At 74.0% G+C, this 17,369-nt stretch carries 14 protein-coding genes; 4 read left to right on the top strand and 10 right to left on the bottom strand.

The genetic code is table 11. The annotated features are described in order from the left end of the window. Positions 1 to 211 precede the first annotated feature (211 nt). Positions 212 to 4,360: a bifunctional nitrate reductase/sulfite reductase flavoprotein subunit alpha gene (locus tag ABZ318_RS18290; RefSeq protein WP_356903483.1), complete on the top strand. Its 4,149-nt coding sequence runs from the start codon at positions 212 to 214 to the stop codon at positions 4,358 to 4,360. Between the two features lie 9 nt (positions 4,361 to 4,369). Here the strand turns inward: ABZ318_RS18290 and ABZ318_RS18285 are convergent, their stop codons facing one another. From ABZ318_RS18285 to ABZ318_RS18260, 6 genes are all read right to left on the bottom strand, one after another. Further along, positions 4,370 to 4,756 carry a VOC family protein gene (locus tag ABZ318_RS18285; protein ID WP_356903482.1) on the bottom strand — a complete coding sequence of 129 codons (387 nt, stop codon included), beginning with the start codon at positions 4,754 to 4,756 and terminating at the stop codon, positions 4,370 to 4,372. Positions 4,757 to 4,892: 136 nt separating this feature from the next. Beyond that, complete coding sequence (locus ABZ318_RS18280; protein ID WP_356903481.1) at positions 4,893 to 6,140, bottom strand: serine hydrolase domain-containing protein; 1,248 nt, start codon at positions 6,138 to 6,140, stop codon at positions 4,893 to 4,895. A 111-nt stretch (positions 6,141 to 6,251) separates the two neighbouring features. Then, the gene (locus ABZ318_RS18275; RefSeq protein WP_356903480.1) at positions 6,252 to 7,676 is read right to left on the bottom strand and encodes an MFS transporter; all 1,425 of its coding nucleotides are present in this window, start codon (positions 7,674 to 7,676) and stop codon (positions 6,252 to 6,254) included. Between the two features lie 99 nt (positions 7,677 to 7,775). Then, positions 7,776 to 8,123: a metalloregulator ArsR/SmtB family transcription factor gene (locus ABZ318_RS18270; RefSeq protein ID WP_123456088.1), complete on the bottom strand. Its 348-nt coding sequence runs from the start codon at positions 8,121 to 8,123 to the stop codon at positions 7,776 to 7,778. 145 nt (positions 8,124 to 8,268) lie between these two features. Further along, the gene (locus tag ABZ318_RS18265; protein ID WP_190160659.1) at positions 8,269 to 8,451 is read right to left on the bottom strand and encodes a cold shock domain-containing protein; all 183 of its coding nucleotides are present in this window, start codon (positions 8,449 to 8,451) and stop codon (positions 8,269 to 8,271) included. A gap of 253 nt (positions 8,452 to 8,704) precedes the next feature. Continuing rightward, positions 8,705 to 9,301 (bottom strand): TetR family transcriptional regulator, encoded by a 597-nt coding sequence (locus ABZ318_RS18260; protein ID WP_356903479.1) that lies wholly within the window; start codon positions 9,299 to 9,301, stop codon positions 8,705 to 8,707. A 127-nt stretch (positions 9,302 to 9,428) separates the two neighbouring features. Here ABZ318_RS18260 and ABZ318_RS18255 point away from each other — a divergent pair, with 127 nt between their 5' ends. Then, positions 9,429 to 10,604: an alkane 1-monooxygenase gene (locus ABZ318_RS18255; protein ID WP_356903478.1), complete on the top strand. Its 1,176-nt coding sequence runs from the start codon at positions 9,429 to 9,431 to the stop codon at positions 10,602 to 10,604. Positions 10,605 to 10,611: 7 nt separating this feature from the next. Here ABZ318_RS18255 and ABZ318_RS18250 read toward each other — a convergent pair whose 3' ends face one another. Beyond that, positions 10,612 to 11,898 carry an amidohydrolase gene (locus tag ABZ318_RS18250; RefSeq protein ID WP_356903477.1) on the bottom strand — a complete coding sequence of 429 codons (1,287 nt, stop codon included), beginning with the start codon at positions 11,896 to 11,898 and terminating at the stop codon, positions 10,612 to 10,614. After that, positions 11,895 to 13,169: an MFS transporter gene (locus ABZ318_RS18245; protein WP_356903476.1), complete on the bottom strand. Its 1,275-nt coding sequence runs from the start codon at positions 13,167 to 13,169 to the stop codon at positions 11,895 to 11,897. The genes ABZ318_RS18250 and ABZ318_RS18245 overlap by 4 nt, the downstream gene beginning before the upstream one ends. A gap of 64 nt (positions 13,170 to 13,233) precedes the next feature. Between ABZ318_RS18245 and ABZ318_RS18240 the strand changes: the two genes are divergently transcribed. Then, entirely contained in the window at positions 13,234 to 14,328 is a 1,095-nt protein-coding gene (locus ABZ318_RS18240) for an Lrp/AsnC family transcriptional regulator (RefSeq protein WP_356903475.1), read from the top strand. Between the two features lie 122 nt (positions 14,329 to 14,450). Here ABZ318_RS18240 and ABZ318_RS18235 read toward each other — a convergent pair whose 3' ends face one another. After that, a complete protein-coding gene (locus ABZ318_RS18235; protein WP_356903474.1) occupies positions 14,451 to 15,497 on the bottom strand; it encodes a LysR family transcriptional regulator in 1,047 nt (348 codons plus the stop codon). 147 nt (positions 15,498 to 15,644) lie between these two features. Continuing rightward, positions 15,645 to 16,193 (bottom strand): carboxymuconolactone decarboxylase family protein, encoded by a 549-nt coding sequence (locus ABZ318_RS18230; RefSeq protein WP_356903473.1) that lies wholly within the window; start codon positions 16,191 to 16,193, stop codon positions 15,645 to 15,647. Positions 16,194 to 16,337: 144 nt separating this feature from the next. Between ABZ318_RS18230 and ABZ318_RS18225 the strand changes: the two genes are divergently transcribed. After that, complete coding sequence (locus tag ABZ318_RS18225) at positions 16,338 to 16,916, top strand: helix-turn-helix domain-containing protein (RefSeq protein ID WP_356903472.1); 579 nt, start codon at positions 16,338 to 16,340, stop codon at positions 16,914 to 16,916. The last annotated feature ends 453 nt before the right edge of the window (positions 16,917 to 17,369 follow it).

Below are 17,369 nucleotides of genomic sequence, written 5' to 3'. Positions count from 1 at the left end.
CCGGGACCTCCGCCCCGCGTCCACGTCGGCCGAGCCGGGCGGCGATCTCACACCTCGTGCGGCCGCCGCGTGCGGCGGGTGTAACCCCCGGTGCTCCTGAGGTGTGACGGACCGAAATTCGATCTTCCTACGGTGCTGGTCACGGGGCCGTTCCGCCACGGCGGCGCGACCCCGGCTCTGGACGGCACGCGCACCGTGAGGTGGGGTTTCGGTGGGATCTGGCTCGAACGCCGACGTGAACGACGGCAGCGTCCGCACCGTCTGCTCCTACTGCGGGGTCGGCTGCGGGATCGTCCTGGACGTGCGGCGGGACCCCGCCACCGGGCGCCGTCGCGCCGTGAAGGCGTCCGGGGACAGGGAGCACCCCGCCAACGCGGGCCGGCTGTGCACCAAGGGGGCGACGAGCGCGGACATGCTGGCGGCGCCCGGGCGGGCGGCGAAGGCGCTGGTCCGTCCCGAGCGGGGCGCGCAGCCGGTCGAGACGGACGTCGACGAGGCGATCGCGTCGGTCGCCGCCCGGCTGAGGGCGGTCGTGGACGAGCACGGGCCGGACGCGCTGGCCTTCTACGTGTCGGGGCAGATGTCCCTGGAGGCGCAGTACCTGGCGAACAAGCTGGCCAAGGGCTTCGTCCGCACCAGCAGGATCGAGTCGAACTCCCGGCTCTGCATGGCCTCCGCCGGGTCCGGCTACAAGCTGTCGCTGGGCGCGGACGGCCCGCCCGGATCGTACGAGGACCTCGACCGCGCGGACGTGTTCCTCGTGATCGGCTCCAACATGGCGGACTGCCACCCGGTCCTGTTCCTGCGGATGATGGAGCGGGTCAAGGCCGGCGCCAAGCTGATCGTCGTCGACCCGCGCCGCAGCGCCACCGCCGACAAGGCGGACCTCCACCTGCCGGTCAGGCCCGGCACCGACCTGGCCCTCCTCAACGGCCTGCTGCACCTGCTCGTCGAGAACGGCCACACCGACGAGGAGTTCATCGCCGAGTTCACCGAGGGCTGGGAGCAGCTGCCCGGTCTCCTCGCCGACTACCCGCCCCACCGGGTCGCGGAGATCACCGGCCTCGCCGAGGACGACATCCGGCGGGCCGCCCGGTGGATCGGCGAGGCCGGCGCCTGGACGAGCTGCTGGACGATGGGCCTGAACCAGTCCGTCCACGGCACCTGGAACACCAACGCCCTGGTGAACCTGCACCTCGCCACCGGCGCGATCTGCCGCCCCGGGGCGGGCCCCTTCTCGCTGACCGGCCAGCCCAACGCCATGGGCGGCCGCGAGATGGGCTACATGGGGCCCGGCCTCCCCGGGCAGCGCTCGGTGCTCGTCGACGACGAGCGCGCCTTCGTCGAGCGGCTGTGGGACATCCCGGAGGGCTCGCTGCGCACCGAGGCCGGGAGCGGCACGATCGACATGTTCGAGCGGATGGCCGCGGGCGAGATCAAGGCCTGCTGGATCATCTGCACCAACCCCGTCGCCTCCGTCGCCAACCGGAAGACCGTCATCGCCGGCCTGGAGGCCGCCGAACTCGTCGTCGCGCAGGACGTGTTCGCCGAGACGGAGACGAACGCGTACGCCGACGTCGTCCTCCCGGCGACGCTGTGGGCGGAGTCCGACGGCGTCCTGGTCAACTCCGAGCGGAACCTCACCCTCGTCCGGGGCGTCGTCGACCCGCCGGGCCAGGCGCTGCCCGACTGGGAGCTGATCGCCCGGGTCGCCCGCGCCATGGGGTTCGCCGACGCCTTCTCGTACTCCTGCGCCGAGGAGGTCTTCGAAGAGCTCAAGCGGGCGTGGAACCCCGCGACCGGCTGGGACCTGCGGGGCGTCACGTACGAACGGCTGCGCGCCGCGCCGGTCCAGTGGCCGGCCCCGGCGGCCGACGGCCCGGACCGCAACCCGATCCGCTACCTCAACGACGGCGTCAGCCAGGCCCTCCTGGAGCGCGCCGACGGCACCCGCCCCCGGCTGGCCTTCCCGACCGCGACCGGGCGCGCCCGGTTCTTCGCCCGCCCGCACCTTCCGGCCGCCGAACTCCCGGACGCCGACTACCCGTTCACCCTGAACACGGGCCGTCTCCCGCACCAGTGGCACACCATGACGAGGACCGGCAAGGTCCCGAAGCTCGCCAGGCTCCACCCGGGGCCGTTCGTCGAGGTCCACCCCGAGGACGCCGGGGCCCTCGGGATCGCGGAGGGCGACCACGTGGAGATCGCCTCCCGCCGCGGGCGCGCCGTCCTGCCCGCCGTGGTCACCGACCGGGTCCTGCCGGGGACCTGCTTCGCGCCCTTCCACTGGAACGACCTGTTCGGCGAGTACGTCAGCATCAACGCCGTCACCCACGACGCCGTCGACCCCGTCTCCTTCCAGCCGGGGTTCAAGGCCTGCGCGGTCGCCCTCACCAGGACGACCGCGCCCGTGACGGCGGAAGCCCCCGGCACGGGGACCGAAACCGCGCCCGTCACCGCCGCGGACCCCATGCCCGCCGTCGCGGATCCCGTTCCCGCGCTCGCCGCGCTGTTCGGGATCGACGACCTCGCCCCCGTGCCGCTCGCCGGGCCGGAGCGCCGCTACCTCGCCGGCTATCTGTCGGGGCTCGCCCTCGCCCCGCCCGACGGGCGCGTCCCGGTGCTGCCGCCCGACGCGCCGTTCGCCCCGGACCCCGCCGCCTGGGTCAACGGGGTGCTCGCCGGCGTGTTCTCCCGTACGACCGCGCCCACGGCGGCCTCCCCCGGAGCACCGGAGGCCCCCGGCCGCCGGCTGCTGATCCTGTGGGCCTCGCAGACCGGTACCGCCGAGGAGTTCGCCGCCACCGCCGCCGCGCGTCTGACCGCGGCCGGCCGGGCCCCCGAGCTGCTTCCCATGACGGACGTCGAACCGGCCCGGCTCGGCCCCGGCACGGACCTCCTCGTCGTCACCAGCACCTTCGGAGACGGGGACGCCCCCGACAACGGCGCCGGCTTCTGGGAGGCGCTGTCCGCCCCGGACGCCGCTCCGCTGGACGGCGTCCGGTACGCGGTGCTCGCCTTCGGCGACACCGCCTACGACGACTTCTGCGGCCACGGCCGGCGCGTCGACGAACGGCTCGCCGCGCTCGGCGGCACCCGCCTGGTGCCCCGTACGGACTGTGAACCCGACTTCGAGGAGGCGGCCGAGAAGTGGCTCGGCCAGGTCGTCTCGGCCCTGGACGCGGCCGGGGAACGGGGGGCGGCCGCCGCCGTCACCACGCTCACCACGTCGCCGCCCGCCCCCACCAAGGCCTCGCCCTTCGCCACCCTCCTCATCGGCAACAGGCTGCTGAGCCTGCCCGGTTCGCAGAAGGAGGTACGGGAGTTCGCCTTCGACACACGGGACGGCGAGCTCGCCTACGAGGCCGGTGACGCCCTCGGGGTGTGGCCGGTCAACGGCGCCGGGCTCGTGGCCGAATGGCTGGCCCTCACCGGCCTCGACCCCGCCGGGCCCGTGGACCTGGGGGACGGGACGCCACTCCCCTTCGAGGAGGCCCTGCGCACCCGCCTGGACATCTCCCGCATCACCACCGAGCTGCTGAGGTTCCTGGCGGCGCGCACCGGCAGCCAGGAACTGAAGCGGCTGCTGCGCCCGGACAACAAGGAGACGCTGGCGAAGTGGAGTTGGGGCCGGCAGGCCGCCGACGTCGTCGCCGCGTTCCCCGTCCGGGCGTCCGCCGCGGAGTGGGCCGCCGCGCTCGGGCGCCTGCGGCCCCGTCTGTACTCGATCTCCTCCAGCCCCCTCGCGCACCCGGGCGAGGTGCGGCTCACCGTCTCCGTGGTCCGCTACACGAACGACCTCGGCCGGGACCGCAGGGGCGTGTGCTCGACGTATCTGGCCGACTGCGCCGACGACGGCCCCGTGCAGGTGTTCGTGCGGCGCTCGCCGGGCTTCCGCCCGCCCGCCGACCCCTCGACGCCCATGGTCATGGTCGGTCCGGGCACGGGCGTGGCCCCGTTCATCGGCTTCCTCCAGGACCGGCTGGCCCGCGGCCACACCGCCCCGAACTGGCTGTTCTTCGGCGAACAGCGCGAGGCCACGGACTTCTACCACCGCCGGGAGCTGGAGTCGTACCTGGACTCCGGCCATCTCGACCGTCTGGACCTCGCCTTCTCCCGCGACCAGCGGAACAAGGTGTACGTCCAGGACCGGATGCGGGAGAACGGCGCCCGGCTGTGGCAGTGGCTCCGGGACGGCGCCCACTTCTACGTGTGCGGCGACGCGGAGCGCATGGCCAAGGACGTCGACCGGGCCCTCAGGGACGTCGTCGCCGCCCACGGGGGCATGGACGCCGACGAGGCCGCCGCCTACGTCAGACGGCTCGCCGCGGACAAGCGCTACGTCCGGGACGTCTACTGACGGGGCCGGTCAGGGCAGCTGGACGATCTGGATGAGGTTGCCGCAGGTGTCGTCGAGGACCGCGATGACGACCGGTCCCTCCTCCGTCGGCTCCTGGGCGAAGTAGACCCCGAGGGCGCTCAGCCGCTCGTACTCCGCGCGGACGTCGTCGACGGCGAAGGAGGTGGCCGGGATGCCGTCCCGGACCAGGGCCTCGGCGTACGCCTTGGCGGCGGGGTGCGCGTCGGGTTCCAGGAGCAGTTCGGTGCCCTCGGGGGCCTCCGGCGAGACGACGGTCAGCCAGCGGTAGTCGCCCAGGGGGACATCCGTCTTCTTCACGAAGCCCAGCTTCTCGGTGTAGAAGCGGAGTGCCTTGTCCTGGTCGTCGACGAAGACACTGGTGACGTGGATCCGCATGGCGTTCTCCTCCGGGGGTGCCGGCCCGGGCCACCGCGTCACGGTGGCCCGGAGGGTCGGTGTCCGGCCACGTAACCACCTGCCCGACGCCCCACGGGAACCCGACACGCCCCGCGCGGGGGCATGTGCCGGAGGGTCAGGAGAGGTCGAGCGGGTCGTTCGGGGCGAGCGCGGCCGCGATACGCCGGGCGACCACTTCGGCCTGGTTGCCGTCGGGGGTGGTCGGGGTCTTCGTCGCGGAGACCGCGATGGCGAGCCGCTCGGACGGGAGGTACGCCTGGATCGCCGCGTACCCGGAGAACGACGGGTTCTGCAGCACCCACCCGTTGATGACGATGACGCCGAGGCCGAAGTGCTTGGCCTCGGTCTGCTTCAGGCAGATCGAGGCGGGGCACCTGGCCGTCCCTCCGCCGAGGCCGACCGTCCCCGGGTTCAGCAGCGTGCGGTACGAGCGGTACGAGAGGAGTGCGCCGCTGCCGATCGCGCGCGCGGAGGTGGCGAGGTCGCAGATGTGGGTGGTGATGACCGCGCCCGGCGCGGTGGTCCACGAGGGGTTCCAGAAGGTGGACTCCTCATAGAAGCCGCGGTCCGAGGTGAAGGCGTGCAGGACCGGGCGCGGGATGTCGGGGGTGAAGTTGTTCCGGGTGTCGCGCATGCGGAGGGGGCCGGTGACCCGCTCCTTCATGAGCCTGTCGATCCGGGTGCCGGTGATCTTCTCCAGCGCTTGGACGAGGAGGAGGTAGTTGGCGTGCGAGTAGCTCCAGCTGGCGCCCGGCTCGTACCAGAAGGAGTGCCTGAGGGGGTAGGCGAGGAGCTGCGCCGGGGTCCACTGGCGGAAGGGGTGCGGCAGCAGCTCGGCGTCGAAGGCCGGGTCGGTGACGTAGTCGTGGAGGCCGGTGGTGTTGGAGGCCAGCATCCGCAGGGTGATCCGGTCCGCCTTGGGCAGGTCGGGCAGCCACCGCTCCACGGTGTCGTCGAGGCCGACCCTGCCCTCCTCGACGAGCTGGAGGAGGACCGTGGCGATGTGGGCGAAGGCCACGGAGCCGGCCCGGAAGTGCATGTCCGGCTCGGCGGGGACGCCGGTCATGGACTCGCCGAGGGCGTCGGTGACGACCTCGCGTCCGTCGACGGTGACCCGCAGTTGGACGGACTTGAGCTTGAGGTCGCTCTTGGCCCTGCGGGTGATGTCCAGGATCCGGCGGGCCTTGCCGTCGAGGGGCCGCTCGGTCCGCACGCAGTCGCTCCCGCCGTGTCCCCCGGGGCCGCCGGGGCCCTCGGGGCGCGAGGCGAGAGCCGGGGCGGCGGCGGTCTGGACGGTGAGGGCGAGGAGCGCGGCGCAGAGGAGGGCCCTGCGGGACCGGGTCCGTGTGGGGGTGGGTCTCATGCCCCGCACTATGTCGGCAGGACCCGTGCCTGTCCGAGCGAACACTCCAGGGTGGGGACGAGAGACATCCATGTGGGGCAGACGGGAGGGCCGCCCGGGCCCCGGTCTCGCTTACCGGCCCGGCGCGGCCGGCCACCGCCGGTGCAGCGCGTCGATGTGGAACGCGTGCGCGTGGTGGGCACCGGCCCCGGCCAGGTGCGGGTGGCCGGCCGGGAGCTCGGGGTGGACGTGCTCCAGCTCGGCCGGGTCCTCGCGGGGCCAGAGGCGGGCCGCGCCCACGACCCCGAGGAGGGCGAGGAGGGCGAGCGCGGCCGCCGAGACGGCGGGTCCCGCCCAGGCGGCGAGCCCGCCGGCGAGCGGGTAGGCGAGCAGCCAGCAGGCGTGCGAGAGGGAGAACCGGGCCGCGAAGGCGGCCGGCAGGTCGCCTCCGGCGGCCGAGCGGCGCACCACCCTGCCGCCGGGGGTGAGGACCGCCGAGCCGGCCGCGCCGGCCACCAGCCAGACCGCGAGCAGCGCGGGCCAGGACCAGGGTCCCGGGGTGGCGGTGAGGCCGAGGGCGAGGAGCGCGAGGGCGCCGGGCAGGACGAAGGCGGCCCGGACCATGACGGCACGGTCGTCCGCCCGCTCCAGGACGCGGGGCAGCAGCAGTGCCACGGCCATGGACCCCGCCCCGTACGCGCCGAGGGCGAGCGGGACGTCGCCGGCGGGGCGGCCGAGGGTGTCGCGGACCAGGAGCACGGTGTCGACGAGGACCACGGCGCCGGCGGCCGCGACGGCGAGGTCGAGGGCGAGGAGGGCGCGCAGCCGCGGGGTGGCGAGGAGGAGCCGGACGCCGAAGGCCACCCTGGCGTACAGACGGCCGGCGCCGGCCGGGTCGGCGCCGACCCGGCCGGATTCGGCCCGGCCGGATTCGGCCCGGCCGGATTCGGCCCGGGCGGATTCGGCCCGGGCGGCTTCAGGGCCGGGCGGTGGGGGCAGGGCGGTGGTCCGGACGAGGAGCGCGGAGGCGAGGAACCCGGCGGCGGTGCCGGTGAAGAGCCAGGAGTACGGGACGAGGGTGAGCAGCGCGGCGGCGAGGACGGGGCTGACCAGGCTCTCCAGGTCGTAGGCGAGGCGGGAGAGGGAGAGGGCCCCGGTGTAGTCGCGCTCCTCGGGAAGCACCTGCGGGATCGTCGCCTGGAAGGCGGGGGTGAAGGCGGCGGAGGCGGCCTGGAGCAGGAGGATCAGGAGGTACACCTGCCACACCCGGGTGACGAACGGCAGGGCGAGCACGACCGCCGCCCGCGCCAGGTCCATCGAGACGAGCAGCGCGCGCCGGGGCAGCCGGTCGGCGAGCGCGCCGGCGAGCGGGGCGATGGCCACGTACGCGGCCATCTTGAGGGCGAGGGCGGTGCCGAGCACGGCGCCGGCGTCCGCTCCGGCCAGGTCGTACGCGAGGAGGCTCAGGGCCACGGTCGCCAGGCCGGTGCCCGTGAGGGCGACGACCTGCGCGGCGAAGAGGCGCCGGTAGGTGCGGTTGCGGAGGACGGACAGCATGGGGAGCCCCCGGTCGGCCACGGCGGACGGCTGAGGCCTCCACCGTAACCGACGCGTGCACAAGTGCGCACATGTTCACGTCACTGGGCGCGAGCCGGGTCAGTCGTGCCAGGGCTCCCCGGTCACCTGGTGGTCGGCGCGGCTGATCGCCTCGACGACCAGCCGCTTCAGGTGCCCGTCCGGCATGGCGTACACGACCCGGCGGCCTTCCTTGCGGGTCGTGACGAGCCCGCCGAGGCGCAGCTTGGCGAGGTGCTGGCTGACGGCGGGACGCGCGGCCCCGCACGCCTCGGTCAGGGCGCCGACGTCGGCCTCGCCCCGGGTGAGCAGCCACACCAGATGGAGCCGGGTCGGGTCGGCGAGCAGGCCGAACACCTCGGCCGCCGCCGCGAGTTCACGCGCTCCGGGCGTCCGCTCGTGCGGGCGGGCGGCGGCTGCGGGTTCCATGGGCGCGGGCCCGGGTGTGGACATGCGCCCACCGTACCCAGGAAGCGGACGCGGGGGCCCGCCGGACCCGGGCCGGGCCGCGGCGCTGCGGGCCTGGTGGACCCGGTGGACCGGTCGGTCTCCGCGCCCCGGGGCCCGGCCGGTGTCAGAGGCGCAGTTCCTTCGCCTCGAAGCGGCCCTCGCCGAGGACCAGGACGAAGGAGACCTGCTGCCCCTCGGAGACCGTCCGCTGCGCGCCCTCGATGTCCTCGGCGCTGAAGTACACCTGCTCCTCGGAGCCCACGGGGACGACGAAGCCGTACCCGCCGAGTCGGTTGAAGGACTGCACGAACCCTACGCTTCTGCCTTCCACTGCGACCTCCTCGTCGTCACCGGCGACGCGGTCGAGGCGTCCGGCCCGACGGCCGTTTCCGCGTCTCAGGGGAGGTGTACCCCGCCGGCCCGCCCCTCGCCACCGACGCCTGGTGTGCGGAGCACCTCCGACGATCTCGTACAATGTTCAACAGAGGCCTGCTGCCGGAGATCCCCCGTGTCCGACAGCGGGCCTCGCCCCTTTCCGGCCGACGGGCGCGGGGCACGCCTCAGGCGCGGCCGCCCGGGTACGCGATCCGTGCCGTGATCCTGGCGATGCGCCGGGCCGACTCCTCCGGCGAGGCCACGGGCTGGACGATGTGGCTGACGGTGAGCCGCACGATCGTCTCGACGGCGAGCCCCCGGGACTCCTCCTCGACGTCGGGCCAGGCCTCGGTCGCGTACGCGTCGAGCATCGCCATCGCCGTGCCGAAGACCGGTTCCGGGCGGGTCGTGAGGTAGGCGAGGAGGTCGTCCTCGCCGCCGCGCGCCGCGAGCAGGACGCTCTTGATGAGGGGGTTGTCCACGGCCTGCTGGAGCGTGTAGCCGACGCCCGCCGCCGCTGCCGCCTCCAACTCGCCCCGATGCGCGTCGAGTTCCCGCTGGATCCCGACGAGGAAGCCCTCCAGCTCGCGCTGGACCAGGGCGTTGCCGATGGCCTCCTTGGAGCCGAACTCGTTGTAGAGCGTCTGGCGGCTGATGCCGGCGGCCCGCGCGATGGCGGCCATGCGCAGCCCGCCCCAGCCGTCGGCGGCGACGAGCCGGTAGGCGGCGTCGAGCACCTGCTCACGCAGGAGGGACCGAACACTCTCGCGGAAACGTGTCATCGTGCCCCCACTTTATCCACCGGGCACTGTCCAGAGCATTGACGTTCCACTGTCGATCCGTCTATCAACTGGACAGTAGGCATGTGAAGTGTCCAACCCCTGTGTCCACCTCTCCGAGGAGCCGGTCTTGGCCCTGCACAGCGACGCCCCCGAAGCCCCCGCCCCCGCCTGGCGCGACCCCAAGCGCTGGCTCTGGCTGCTGGGCCTGCTCATACCGGCCTTCCCCTTCCTCTCCTGGGGACTGGTGGCCGCCACCGGGCTCCGTCTCTTCTGGTGGACCGGGATCCTCGTCCTGTACGTGGTCTTCCCGGTCGTCGACCACCTCATCGGCAAGGACTCCGCCAACCCTCCGGACAGCGCGATCGCCCACCTGGAACAGGACCGCTACTACCGGTGGTGCACCTATCTCTACCTCCCCCTCCAGTACGCCGGCCTCGTCCTCGGCTGCTGGCTGATCACCCGGGGCGACCTCTCCCTCGTGGACAGGACCGGGCTGACGTTCACCCTCGGCGGGGTCGCCGGCATCGCCATCAACACCGCCCACGAGCTGGGGCACAAGACGGAGGCCCTGGAGCGCCGGCTCTCCCGGATCGCGCTCGCCCAGACCTGGTACGGCCACTTCTACGTCGAGCACAACCACGGCCACCACATCCGCGTCGCCACTCCGGAGGACCCGGCGAGCGCCCGGCTCGGCGAGAGCTTCTGGCGCTTCCTGCCCCGGACCGTCCTCGGCAGCCTCACCTCGGCCTGGCGGCTCGAGAAGCGCCGGCTCGCCCGCCGGGGCCGGTCCGTGTGGAGCCCGCGCAACACGGTCCTCGGCTCCTGGGCGCTGTCGTTCGCGCTCTTCGCGGGGCTCGCGCTCGCCTTCGGACCGGGGGTCCTGCCGTACCTCGCGGTCCAGGCGGTCTTCGGCTTCTGCCTGCTCGAGGTCATCAACTACACCGAGCACTACGGCCTCAAGCGGGAGCGCACCGCGAGCGGACGGTACGAGCGGTGCGCCCCGCGCCACAGCTGGAACAGCGACAACGTCGCCTCGAACGTTTTCCTCTACCACCTCCAGCGGCACAGCGACCACCACGCCCACCCCACCCGGCGCTACCAGTCGCTGCGCCACTTCGACGAGGCCCCCGAGATGCCGACGGGGTACGCGGGGATGATCGTCCTCGCGTACGTCCCCCCGCTCTGGCGCCGCGTCATGGACCCCCGGGTCCTCGCCCACTACGACGGGGACGTGACCCGGGCGAACCTCCAGCCGTCCCGCCGGGCCCGCCTCCTCGCCCGGTACGGCACGGCGACCGGCTGAGCCCTCCTCACACCGGCCGCTTCGTGAGCCACGGCGCGGCGGCCGCGAGGAGGGCGGTCACGCCGAGGGGGATCGTCGGGCCGGGGAGGGGGGCGAAGTGCGGGGAGTGGTTGGCGGGGACGGTGTCGGGGAGGCCGTTCTCCAGGAGGGAGCCGGGGTCGACGCCCGCGTACAGGGCGGGATCGGCGCCGCCGAAGTGCCAGAAGACGGAGGGCGCGCCGAGCGCGGTCCCGAAGACGCCGAAGTCCTCGCTGCCGGTGATCGCCTGGGGGAGGGTGAAGACGTGTCCCTCGCCGAGGGCTTCGGTGAGGGCGTCCTGGACGACGGCGGTGGCGGAGGCGTCGTTCACGGTGACCGGGAAGGAGTTGATCGGGACGATCTCGGGCTCCTTGGGGGCGCCCGAGGCGGCGGCCTCCGCGCGGACGATCCGCTCGACGGCGGCGAGGACCCGGTCGCGTACCGCCGGGGTGGTCGAGCGGATGTTGACCTTCAGTTCGGCGGTGTCCGGGATGATGTTCTCCTTCGTCCCGGCGTGCAGCGAGCCGACGGTGACGACCGCCGTCTGCGAGGCGCCGATCTCCCGGGAGACCACGGTCTGCAGCCGCATGACGACCGCGGCGGCCATCACCACGGGGTCCACGGCCGTCTCGGGCGTGGAGCCGTGGCCGCCGCGTCCGAAGAGGGTCACCCGGAGGCTGTCGGACGCGGCCATCACCGGTCCCGGCCGGGTGCCGAGGAAGCCGACGGGGGCCGGGGCGACGTGCTGGGCCAGGCACACCTCGGCGCGCGGGAAGCGGTCGAGGAAGCCGTCCTCGATCATGGCGGGCGCGCCGCCGACCTCCTCGGCGGGCTGGAAGACGGCGACGACGGTGCCGTGCCAGGTGCCCCGGTGGGCGGCGAGTTGAGCGGTGGCGCCGAGCAGACAGGTGACGTGCATGTCGTGCCCGCAGGCGTGCATGACGGGCACCTCGTGGCCGTCGGGGTCGGTGCCGGTCGCGGTGGAGGCGTACGGCAGCCCGGTCTCCTCCTTGACGGGGAGGGCGTCCATGTCGGCGCGGAGCAGCACGACCGGGCCGGGGCCGTTGGCGAGGACGCCGACGACGCCGGTGCGGCCGACGCCCTCGGTGACCTGCCAGCCCTGCGCGCGGAGCCGCTCGGCGACGACGCCCGCGGTGCGGAACTCCTGGAACGACAGCTCGGGGTGGGCGTGCAGGTCCTCGTAGAGGGCGCGCAGCGCGGGCAGTCGGGCGTCGAGGCCGGAGAGGAGGGGGGCGAGTGACGTGTCGGTGGTCATGCGGCGGGTTCCTTCGCGGTGCGGGAGGGGCGGGGCGCGCGGTCGGCGACCGTACGGAAGGCGTCGGCGTCCTGCGGGGTCAGGCACGCCATGACGGCGGCGATCACCGCGCCGAGGACGAGGAAGCCGAAGGCGACGTGGAAGGAGAAGGCGTCGGCGAGCGCGCCCATGACGGGCGGGGCGACCATGCCGGCGACCTGGCCGCCGAGGATGATGACGGCGCTGCCGACGCCCACGTACTCCGGGGTGAGGCCGGCGAGGGGGACGGCGAAGATCGGCATGTACGCGAGGGAGGCGGCGAAGACGGCGACGGTGCCGAGGACGACGAAGCCGGTGAGGGACGGCGTGTTCGCCATGAGGAGCAGGGCGACGGCGGCGACGGCCATGCCGGGGACGATGATCAGGCGGTGCCGGCCGCCGAGCCGGTCGGAGAGCCGTCCGCCGAGGACGGTGGCGAGCGCGGCGCCGAGGGCGGGGACGGCGACGAGCGCTCCAGCCTCGGTGAGGGAGACGCCGTGCTCCTCGCTGAGGTACGAGGGGACCCAGGTGTTGAGGCCCCAGACGATGGTGTTGTAGCCGAACATCATGAGGGCGAAGCGCCACAGGACGCCCTTGCGCAGGACGGCGCGGAGGGCCGGGCGCGGGGCTCCGGCGTCTTCCGCGCGGGGCAGCGGGGCCGGGAGCCAGAGGCGTACGGCGACGAGGGCGAGGACGCCGAGGGCGGCGGTGGACCAGAAGGCCGAGCGCCAGCCGAAGGCGGCGACGAGCGGGGCGACGACGAGAGGCGTGATGACGGCGGCCAGGGCGTTGGAGCTCATCACCGTCCCGTTGGCGCTGCTGCGCTCCTCGGACGGGGTGCGCTCGACCAGGACCTTCATGGAGGCCGGCGGAAAGACGCCCTCGGCCGCGCCGAAGGCGAAGCGCAGGGCGAGCAGGACCGCGAACGACCAGGCGAAGCCGGTGAGGGCGGTGAAGACCGACCACGAGAGCAGCGCCCAGAGGGTCACGCGCCGACCGCCGAACCGGTCGGCGAGCAGGCCGCCGGGGATCTGGCAGAGGGCGTAGGCGAGGAAGAAGGCGGAGACGACGAGGCCCTGCCGCGTGCGGTCGATGTCGAACTCGGCGCCGATGGAGGGCAGGACGAGGTTGATCACGAGCCGGTCGGCGTAGTCGACCAGCCAGGCCGCGAAGAGCAGGACGACCGTGAGCCGGACGGTTCTGCGGTGCGCGGGCGGCGCCGCCGGGGACGCGGGAAGGGACGGAGCAGGCACGGTACTCCTCTCACCGGTGGCCGGAACTGGTGGTCCGGCCGGAAGTGCCCCTACGATCCGGTCCGTGAGCGAGGTCCCCCCGCAATTGCCGGAAAGCGTCTTCGGGAGCGCCGTCGTGCCGGATTCCCGCGCCGGAGGCTCCGCCGTGGGCTTCTCCGAGCTGGATCTGGCGCTGGTCGACGCCCTCCAGGCCGCCCCCCGGGCGCCGTGGACGCGGATCGGGCGGGCGCTCGGCGTGAACCCGACGACGGCCGCCCGGCGCTTCGAACGGCTCCGCGCCGAGGGGCTCGCCTGGGTCACGGCGTACGACGCGGCGAAGAGGGCCACCGTCGCCTATGTGGAGGTGCGGTGCCGGCCGCGTGCCTTCGACCGGGTGAGCGCGGCGGTCACGGCGATGCCGTGGGTGTTCAGCGTCGACGAGACGGCCGGGGACTTCGACCTGTTCCTCTCCGTCGCCGCCCCGGACCTGCCGTCCCTGGGCCGTGCGGTGCACGCCGGGATCGGCGGGCTGCGCGGCGTCCGCTCCACCCGGACCCGGCTCGGCATGACGCTGTACGGGGAGGGGCGGGACTGGCGGATGCGGGCGATGAACCCGGCGGAACGGGCCGGGCTCAGCGGGCCGGGCACCGCCGCCCGGCCCCGGACGTACAGCACGCATCTGCACGCGCGCCCCGCGCCCGAGGACCAGGCGCTGGTGGCCGCGCTGGGTGCCGACGGGCGGCTCGGGTACGGGGAGCTCGGCGCGCTCACGGGCATGAGCGAGCACACCGCGCGGCGCCGGCTCCAACGCCTGATCCGCGACGGGGACATCACCCTGCGCTGCGATCTGGCGCACCCGCTGGCGGGGCTGTCCACGATGGTGATCTACCGGACGTCGGTGCCGCACGCCCTCCTGGAGCGGACGGGCAACGCGCTGGCCCGGCTCGAACAGGTGCGGATGTGCGTGTCGGTCAGCGGTCCGTACAACCTGCTCGTCCTGGTCTGGCTGCACGGGCTCGGTGCGGTGGACCCCTTCGAGGCTCAGCTCGCGGAGCGCTTCCCGGCCCTTGAGGTGCGGGACCGGACGGTGGCCCTGCACTCCCCCAAGCGCATGGGCCGGCTCCTCGACGAGCACGGGCGGGCCACGGGCCGGATCCCGCTGGGGCTGCCCGAACTCTGAGGTGCCGGGCGGGGGAAGGGGAGGTGCCACGGCGTGCCGTCGCTCCCGCTGGACCCGGTCGGGGGTGGGGCCGGGGGGAGCCGGCGGTGCGCCGTGGCACCGGTCGGGAGACCCGTGAGGGGTCAGGAGGCGATGCTCGGATCGGGGGCGGTGGCGGTGGCCCCGCTGTCGAGGACGCCGCCTTCGAGGACGTCACCGCCGAGGACACCGCCTTCGAGGACGCCGACCGCGGGTGCGGCCGGGTGGACGGCGCGGCCGAGGGCGGTGGCCTGGCGGAGCGTCTCCGTCAGGTTCTGCCGGTCGACGGCGGGCCGGGTGTCGTGGCGGCCGAGGATCAGGGAGGCGTTCCAGCGCATCCGGGGCACGCCGGGGAGGGGACGCAGACCGCCGGCCTCCTCGTGGTCGGCGGCGAGGGCCGTGGGGAGCATGGCGCAGCCGAGGCCCGACTGGGTGGCGGCGCGGACGCCCGCCATGGAGCCGAGCTCGTGGATCTCGGGCGGGCTGTCGCAGCGGAGCCGGAGGAATTCGGGGAGCCAGCGCTGGGAGGGGCAGTCGGGGTCGGCGATGACGACCTGCCGGCCGTGACCGCCGGGGCGCCGGCCGGTGCCGGTGACGGGGACGAACTCGACTTCCTGGAGCCGGATCTCCGTCAGGTCGTCGGAGCGCTCGGCGTACGAATGGTCGCCCAGCAGGTCGGCCGGGTCGTCGACGTCGACGGCGGTGAGGACGAGCGCGCCGTCGATCGCGCCGGCCCGGAAGGCGTCGTGGACCTCGGCCGTCCCCATGATGCGCAGGGCGAGCTGGACGCCGGAGAGGAGCCGCCGCCCGACGTGGGTGACCCGGGCGAGCTGCTGTCCGTACGCGAGGGCGGGGACGATGCCGATGGTGAGGCGCGGCGGGTTGGCCGCGGGCCGGCGCAGGGCGGTCTCCATCTCGCCGACGAGGGTGAGGATCTGGCGCGCGTAGTCGCGCAGGACGGTTCCGGCGTGGGTGAGCCGGACGCCGCTGGGGAGCCGCTCGAAGACGGGCTCGCCCACCTGCCTCTCCAGGGCACGCATCTGTGCCGTGACGCTGGACTGCGAGTACCCGAGGCGTCGCGCCGCCTGGGTGAACGACCCGGTGAGCGTCACCTCTCGGAAGGTCCGAAGGGTTCTTGCGTCGATGTCCACGTGAATTCCCCCCTGCCGCACGGCGGCAGTTCGCGCCAGGTGGTTGGTCGTCCACCCGCTTCGATCGCCCCAGTCGGTCGGCCGTACAAGCCGCAGGGGTGCCGGTCGCGTCCTCGCGCCCGGCACCCCTGCTCGGCCGCGAAGACTCTACTCGGCGAGCTGGGCCGGGACCAACGGAAAGTCCAAGTCCGGCTGCGCAACGTGATTGAAGAAGTTCGACAGCACGTTGAGCGCGACGTGGCCGACGATCTCCGCGATCTCGGCGTCGGTCACGCCGGCGGCGCGGGCGTCGGCGAGGGCCTCGTCGGTGACGCGGCCGCCGGTCGCCATGACGGCGCCGGTGAACCGGAGGACCTGGTCCATGTGCGGGTCGCCGGCGTCGCCGCCGCGGCGGGTGTCGAGCAGTTCCTGCTCGCTCAGGCCGACCTTGCCGCCGCGCAGGGTGTGCGCGGAGACGCAGTACGTGCAGTCGTTGCGCTGCGCGATGTAGAGCGCGAGCTGTTCGCGCTGCCGGGCGCTGAAGCTGCCGCCGACGAGGGCCTCGCGCATGGCGAGGTAACCGCGGAGCGCGGCGGGGCCGTTGGCGAGGGAGGCGTACAGGTTGGGCAGCTTGCCGAGCTGCTTGAGGGTGCCTTCGAGCAGCTCGCGCTGCTCCTCGTTGGCGGTCTCGACGGTCAGTTGGGGCAGGCGGGGCATGGCGCTCTCCTTGAGCCGGAGCAAGACGGAACCGGTCGGTACCATCAGGACGGTACCGACCGGTTCCGTCTGGCGCAACGGGAGCGGGGGGCTCCGCCTTTCGCATCGGAATCCCTGATACGGAACCAAGTGGTACCGTCTGGTATGGCCACGAACGCGAAAGAGCGGCTCCTCAGCGCGGCGGAGCGTCTGTTCTACGAAGAGGGGATCCGGGCCGTCGGGATCGAACGGATCCTGTCCGAGTCCGGAGTCGGCCGCGCCTCCTTCTACCGCCACTTCCCCAGCAAGGACGACGTCGTCGTCGAGGTCCTGCGGCGGCGCGACGGCATGTGGCGCGCCTGGCTCGACGGCCGGATCGCGGCCAGCGAGCGCTCCCCCGAGGAGCTGCCGCTCGCGCTCTTCGACGGCCTCGCGGAGCGGTTCTCCGCTGCCGAGTTCCGCGGCTGCGCCTTCATCAACACGATGGTCGAGACGGCCGACCCCGACAGCCCGGCGCACCACGTGGCCGCCGAGCACAAGGAGAAGGTCATCGCGGTCCTCGAACGGCTGCTCACCGAAGCCGGCTACCGCGACCACGAGGCCCTGGCCCGCCAGTTGGCCCTGCTCGGCGACGGCGCGATCGTCACCGCCGTACGCGAGGGCACCCCGGAGGCGGCGGTACGGGCCAGGGCCGTGGCGGAGGTCCTGCTGCGAACGGCGGACCGGGAACGGGTCGGGGCGTAGCGCCTGACCGGCGGGGGTCCCGCCGGCCCCGGTACCGGGGCCGGTACCGGGGCCGGGGCCGGACGGGCGCGGGCCCGGAGGTCGGACAGGCCTGGGGCCCGGAAGCCGAACGGGGGCGATACCGGAAGCCGGACAGACTCCGGGCTCGGAAGCCGAACAGGCCCCGGGCCCGGAAGCCGAACGGGCGCGGTACCGGAAGCCCGACAGGCCCCGGGCCCGGAAGCCGAACGGGCGCGGTACCGGAAGCCCGACGGGGGCCCGGGCCCGGCGGGCGGGCCCCGGGCGTCAGGGGGTGGCGGGTGCCGGGGTCAGTTCGCCGCGCCGGACCTTGCCCGAGCGGGTGCGGGGTAGGCGGGGGCGCCGGACCTGTACTGATCTGCCCGCCGACGGCGGCGACCCGTTCCCGCATGCCGAGCAGGCCGTGGCCGCCGCTGCCGGGCGGCGCGGGCGGCG

The organism is Streptomyces sp. NPDC006197 (assembly GCF_040613865.1).
In the GTDB taxonomy this organism is placed as follows: Bacteria; Actinomycetota; Actinomycetes; order Streptomycetales; family Streptomycetaceae; genus Streptomyces.
Note: the sequence above shows the minus strand (reverse complement) of the source record. Positions and strands in the feature narration are given on the sequence as shown.

What these genes read in the sequence shown, in the direction of transcription:
- ABZ318_RS18285 (WP_356903482.1), bottom strand. Translation starts at nt 4,756, where the DNA reads ATGCGGATCCACGTCACCAGTGTCTTCGTCGACGACCAGGACAAGGCA.
- ABZ318_RS18280 (WP_356903481.1), bottom strand. Translation starts at nt 6,140, where the DNA reads ATGAGACCCACCCCCACACGGACCCGGTCCCGCAGGGCCCTCCTCTGC.
- ABZ318_RS18275 (WP_356903480.1), bottom strand. Translation starts at nt 7,676, where the DNA reads ATGCTGTCCGTCCTCCGCAACCGCACCTACCGGCGCCTCTTCGCCGCG.
- ABZ318_RS18270 (WP_123456088.1), bottom strand. Translation starts at nt 8,123, where the DNA reads ATGGAACCCGCAGCCGCCGCCCGCCCGCACGAGCGGACGCCCGGAGCG.
- ABZ318_RS18260 (WP_356903479.1), bottom strand. Translation starts at nt 9,301, where the DNA reads ATGACACGTTTCCGCGAGAGTGTTCGGTCCCTCCTGCGTGAGCAGGTG.
- ABZ318_RS18250 (WP_356903477.1), bottom strand. Translation starts at nt 11,898, where the DNA reads ATGACCACCGACACGTCACTCGCCCCCCTCCTCTCCGGCCTCGACGCC.
- ABZ318_RS18230 (WP_356903473.1), bottom strand. Translation starts at nt 16,193, where the DNA reads ATGCCCCGCCTGCCCCAACTGACCGTCGAGACCGCCAACGAGGAGCAG.
- ABZ318_RS18225 (WP_356903472.1), top strand. Translation starts at nt 16,338, where the DNA reads ATGGCCACGAACGCGAAAGAGCGGCTCCTCAGCGCGGCGGAGCGTCTG.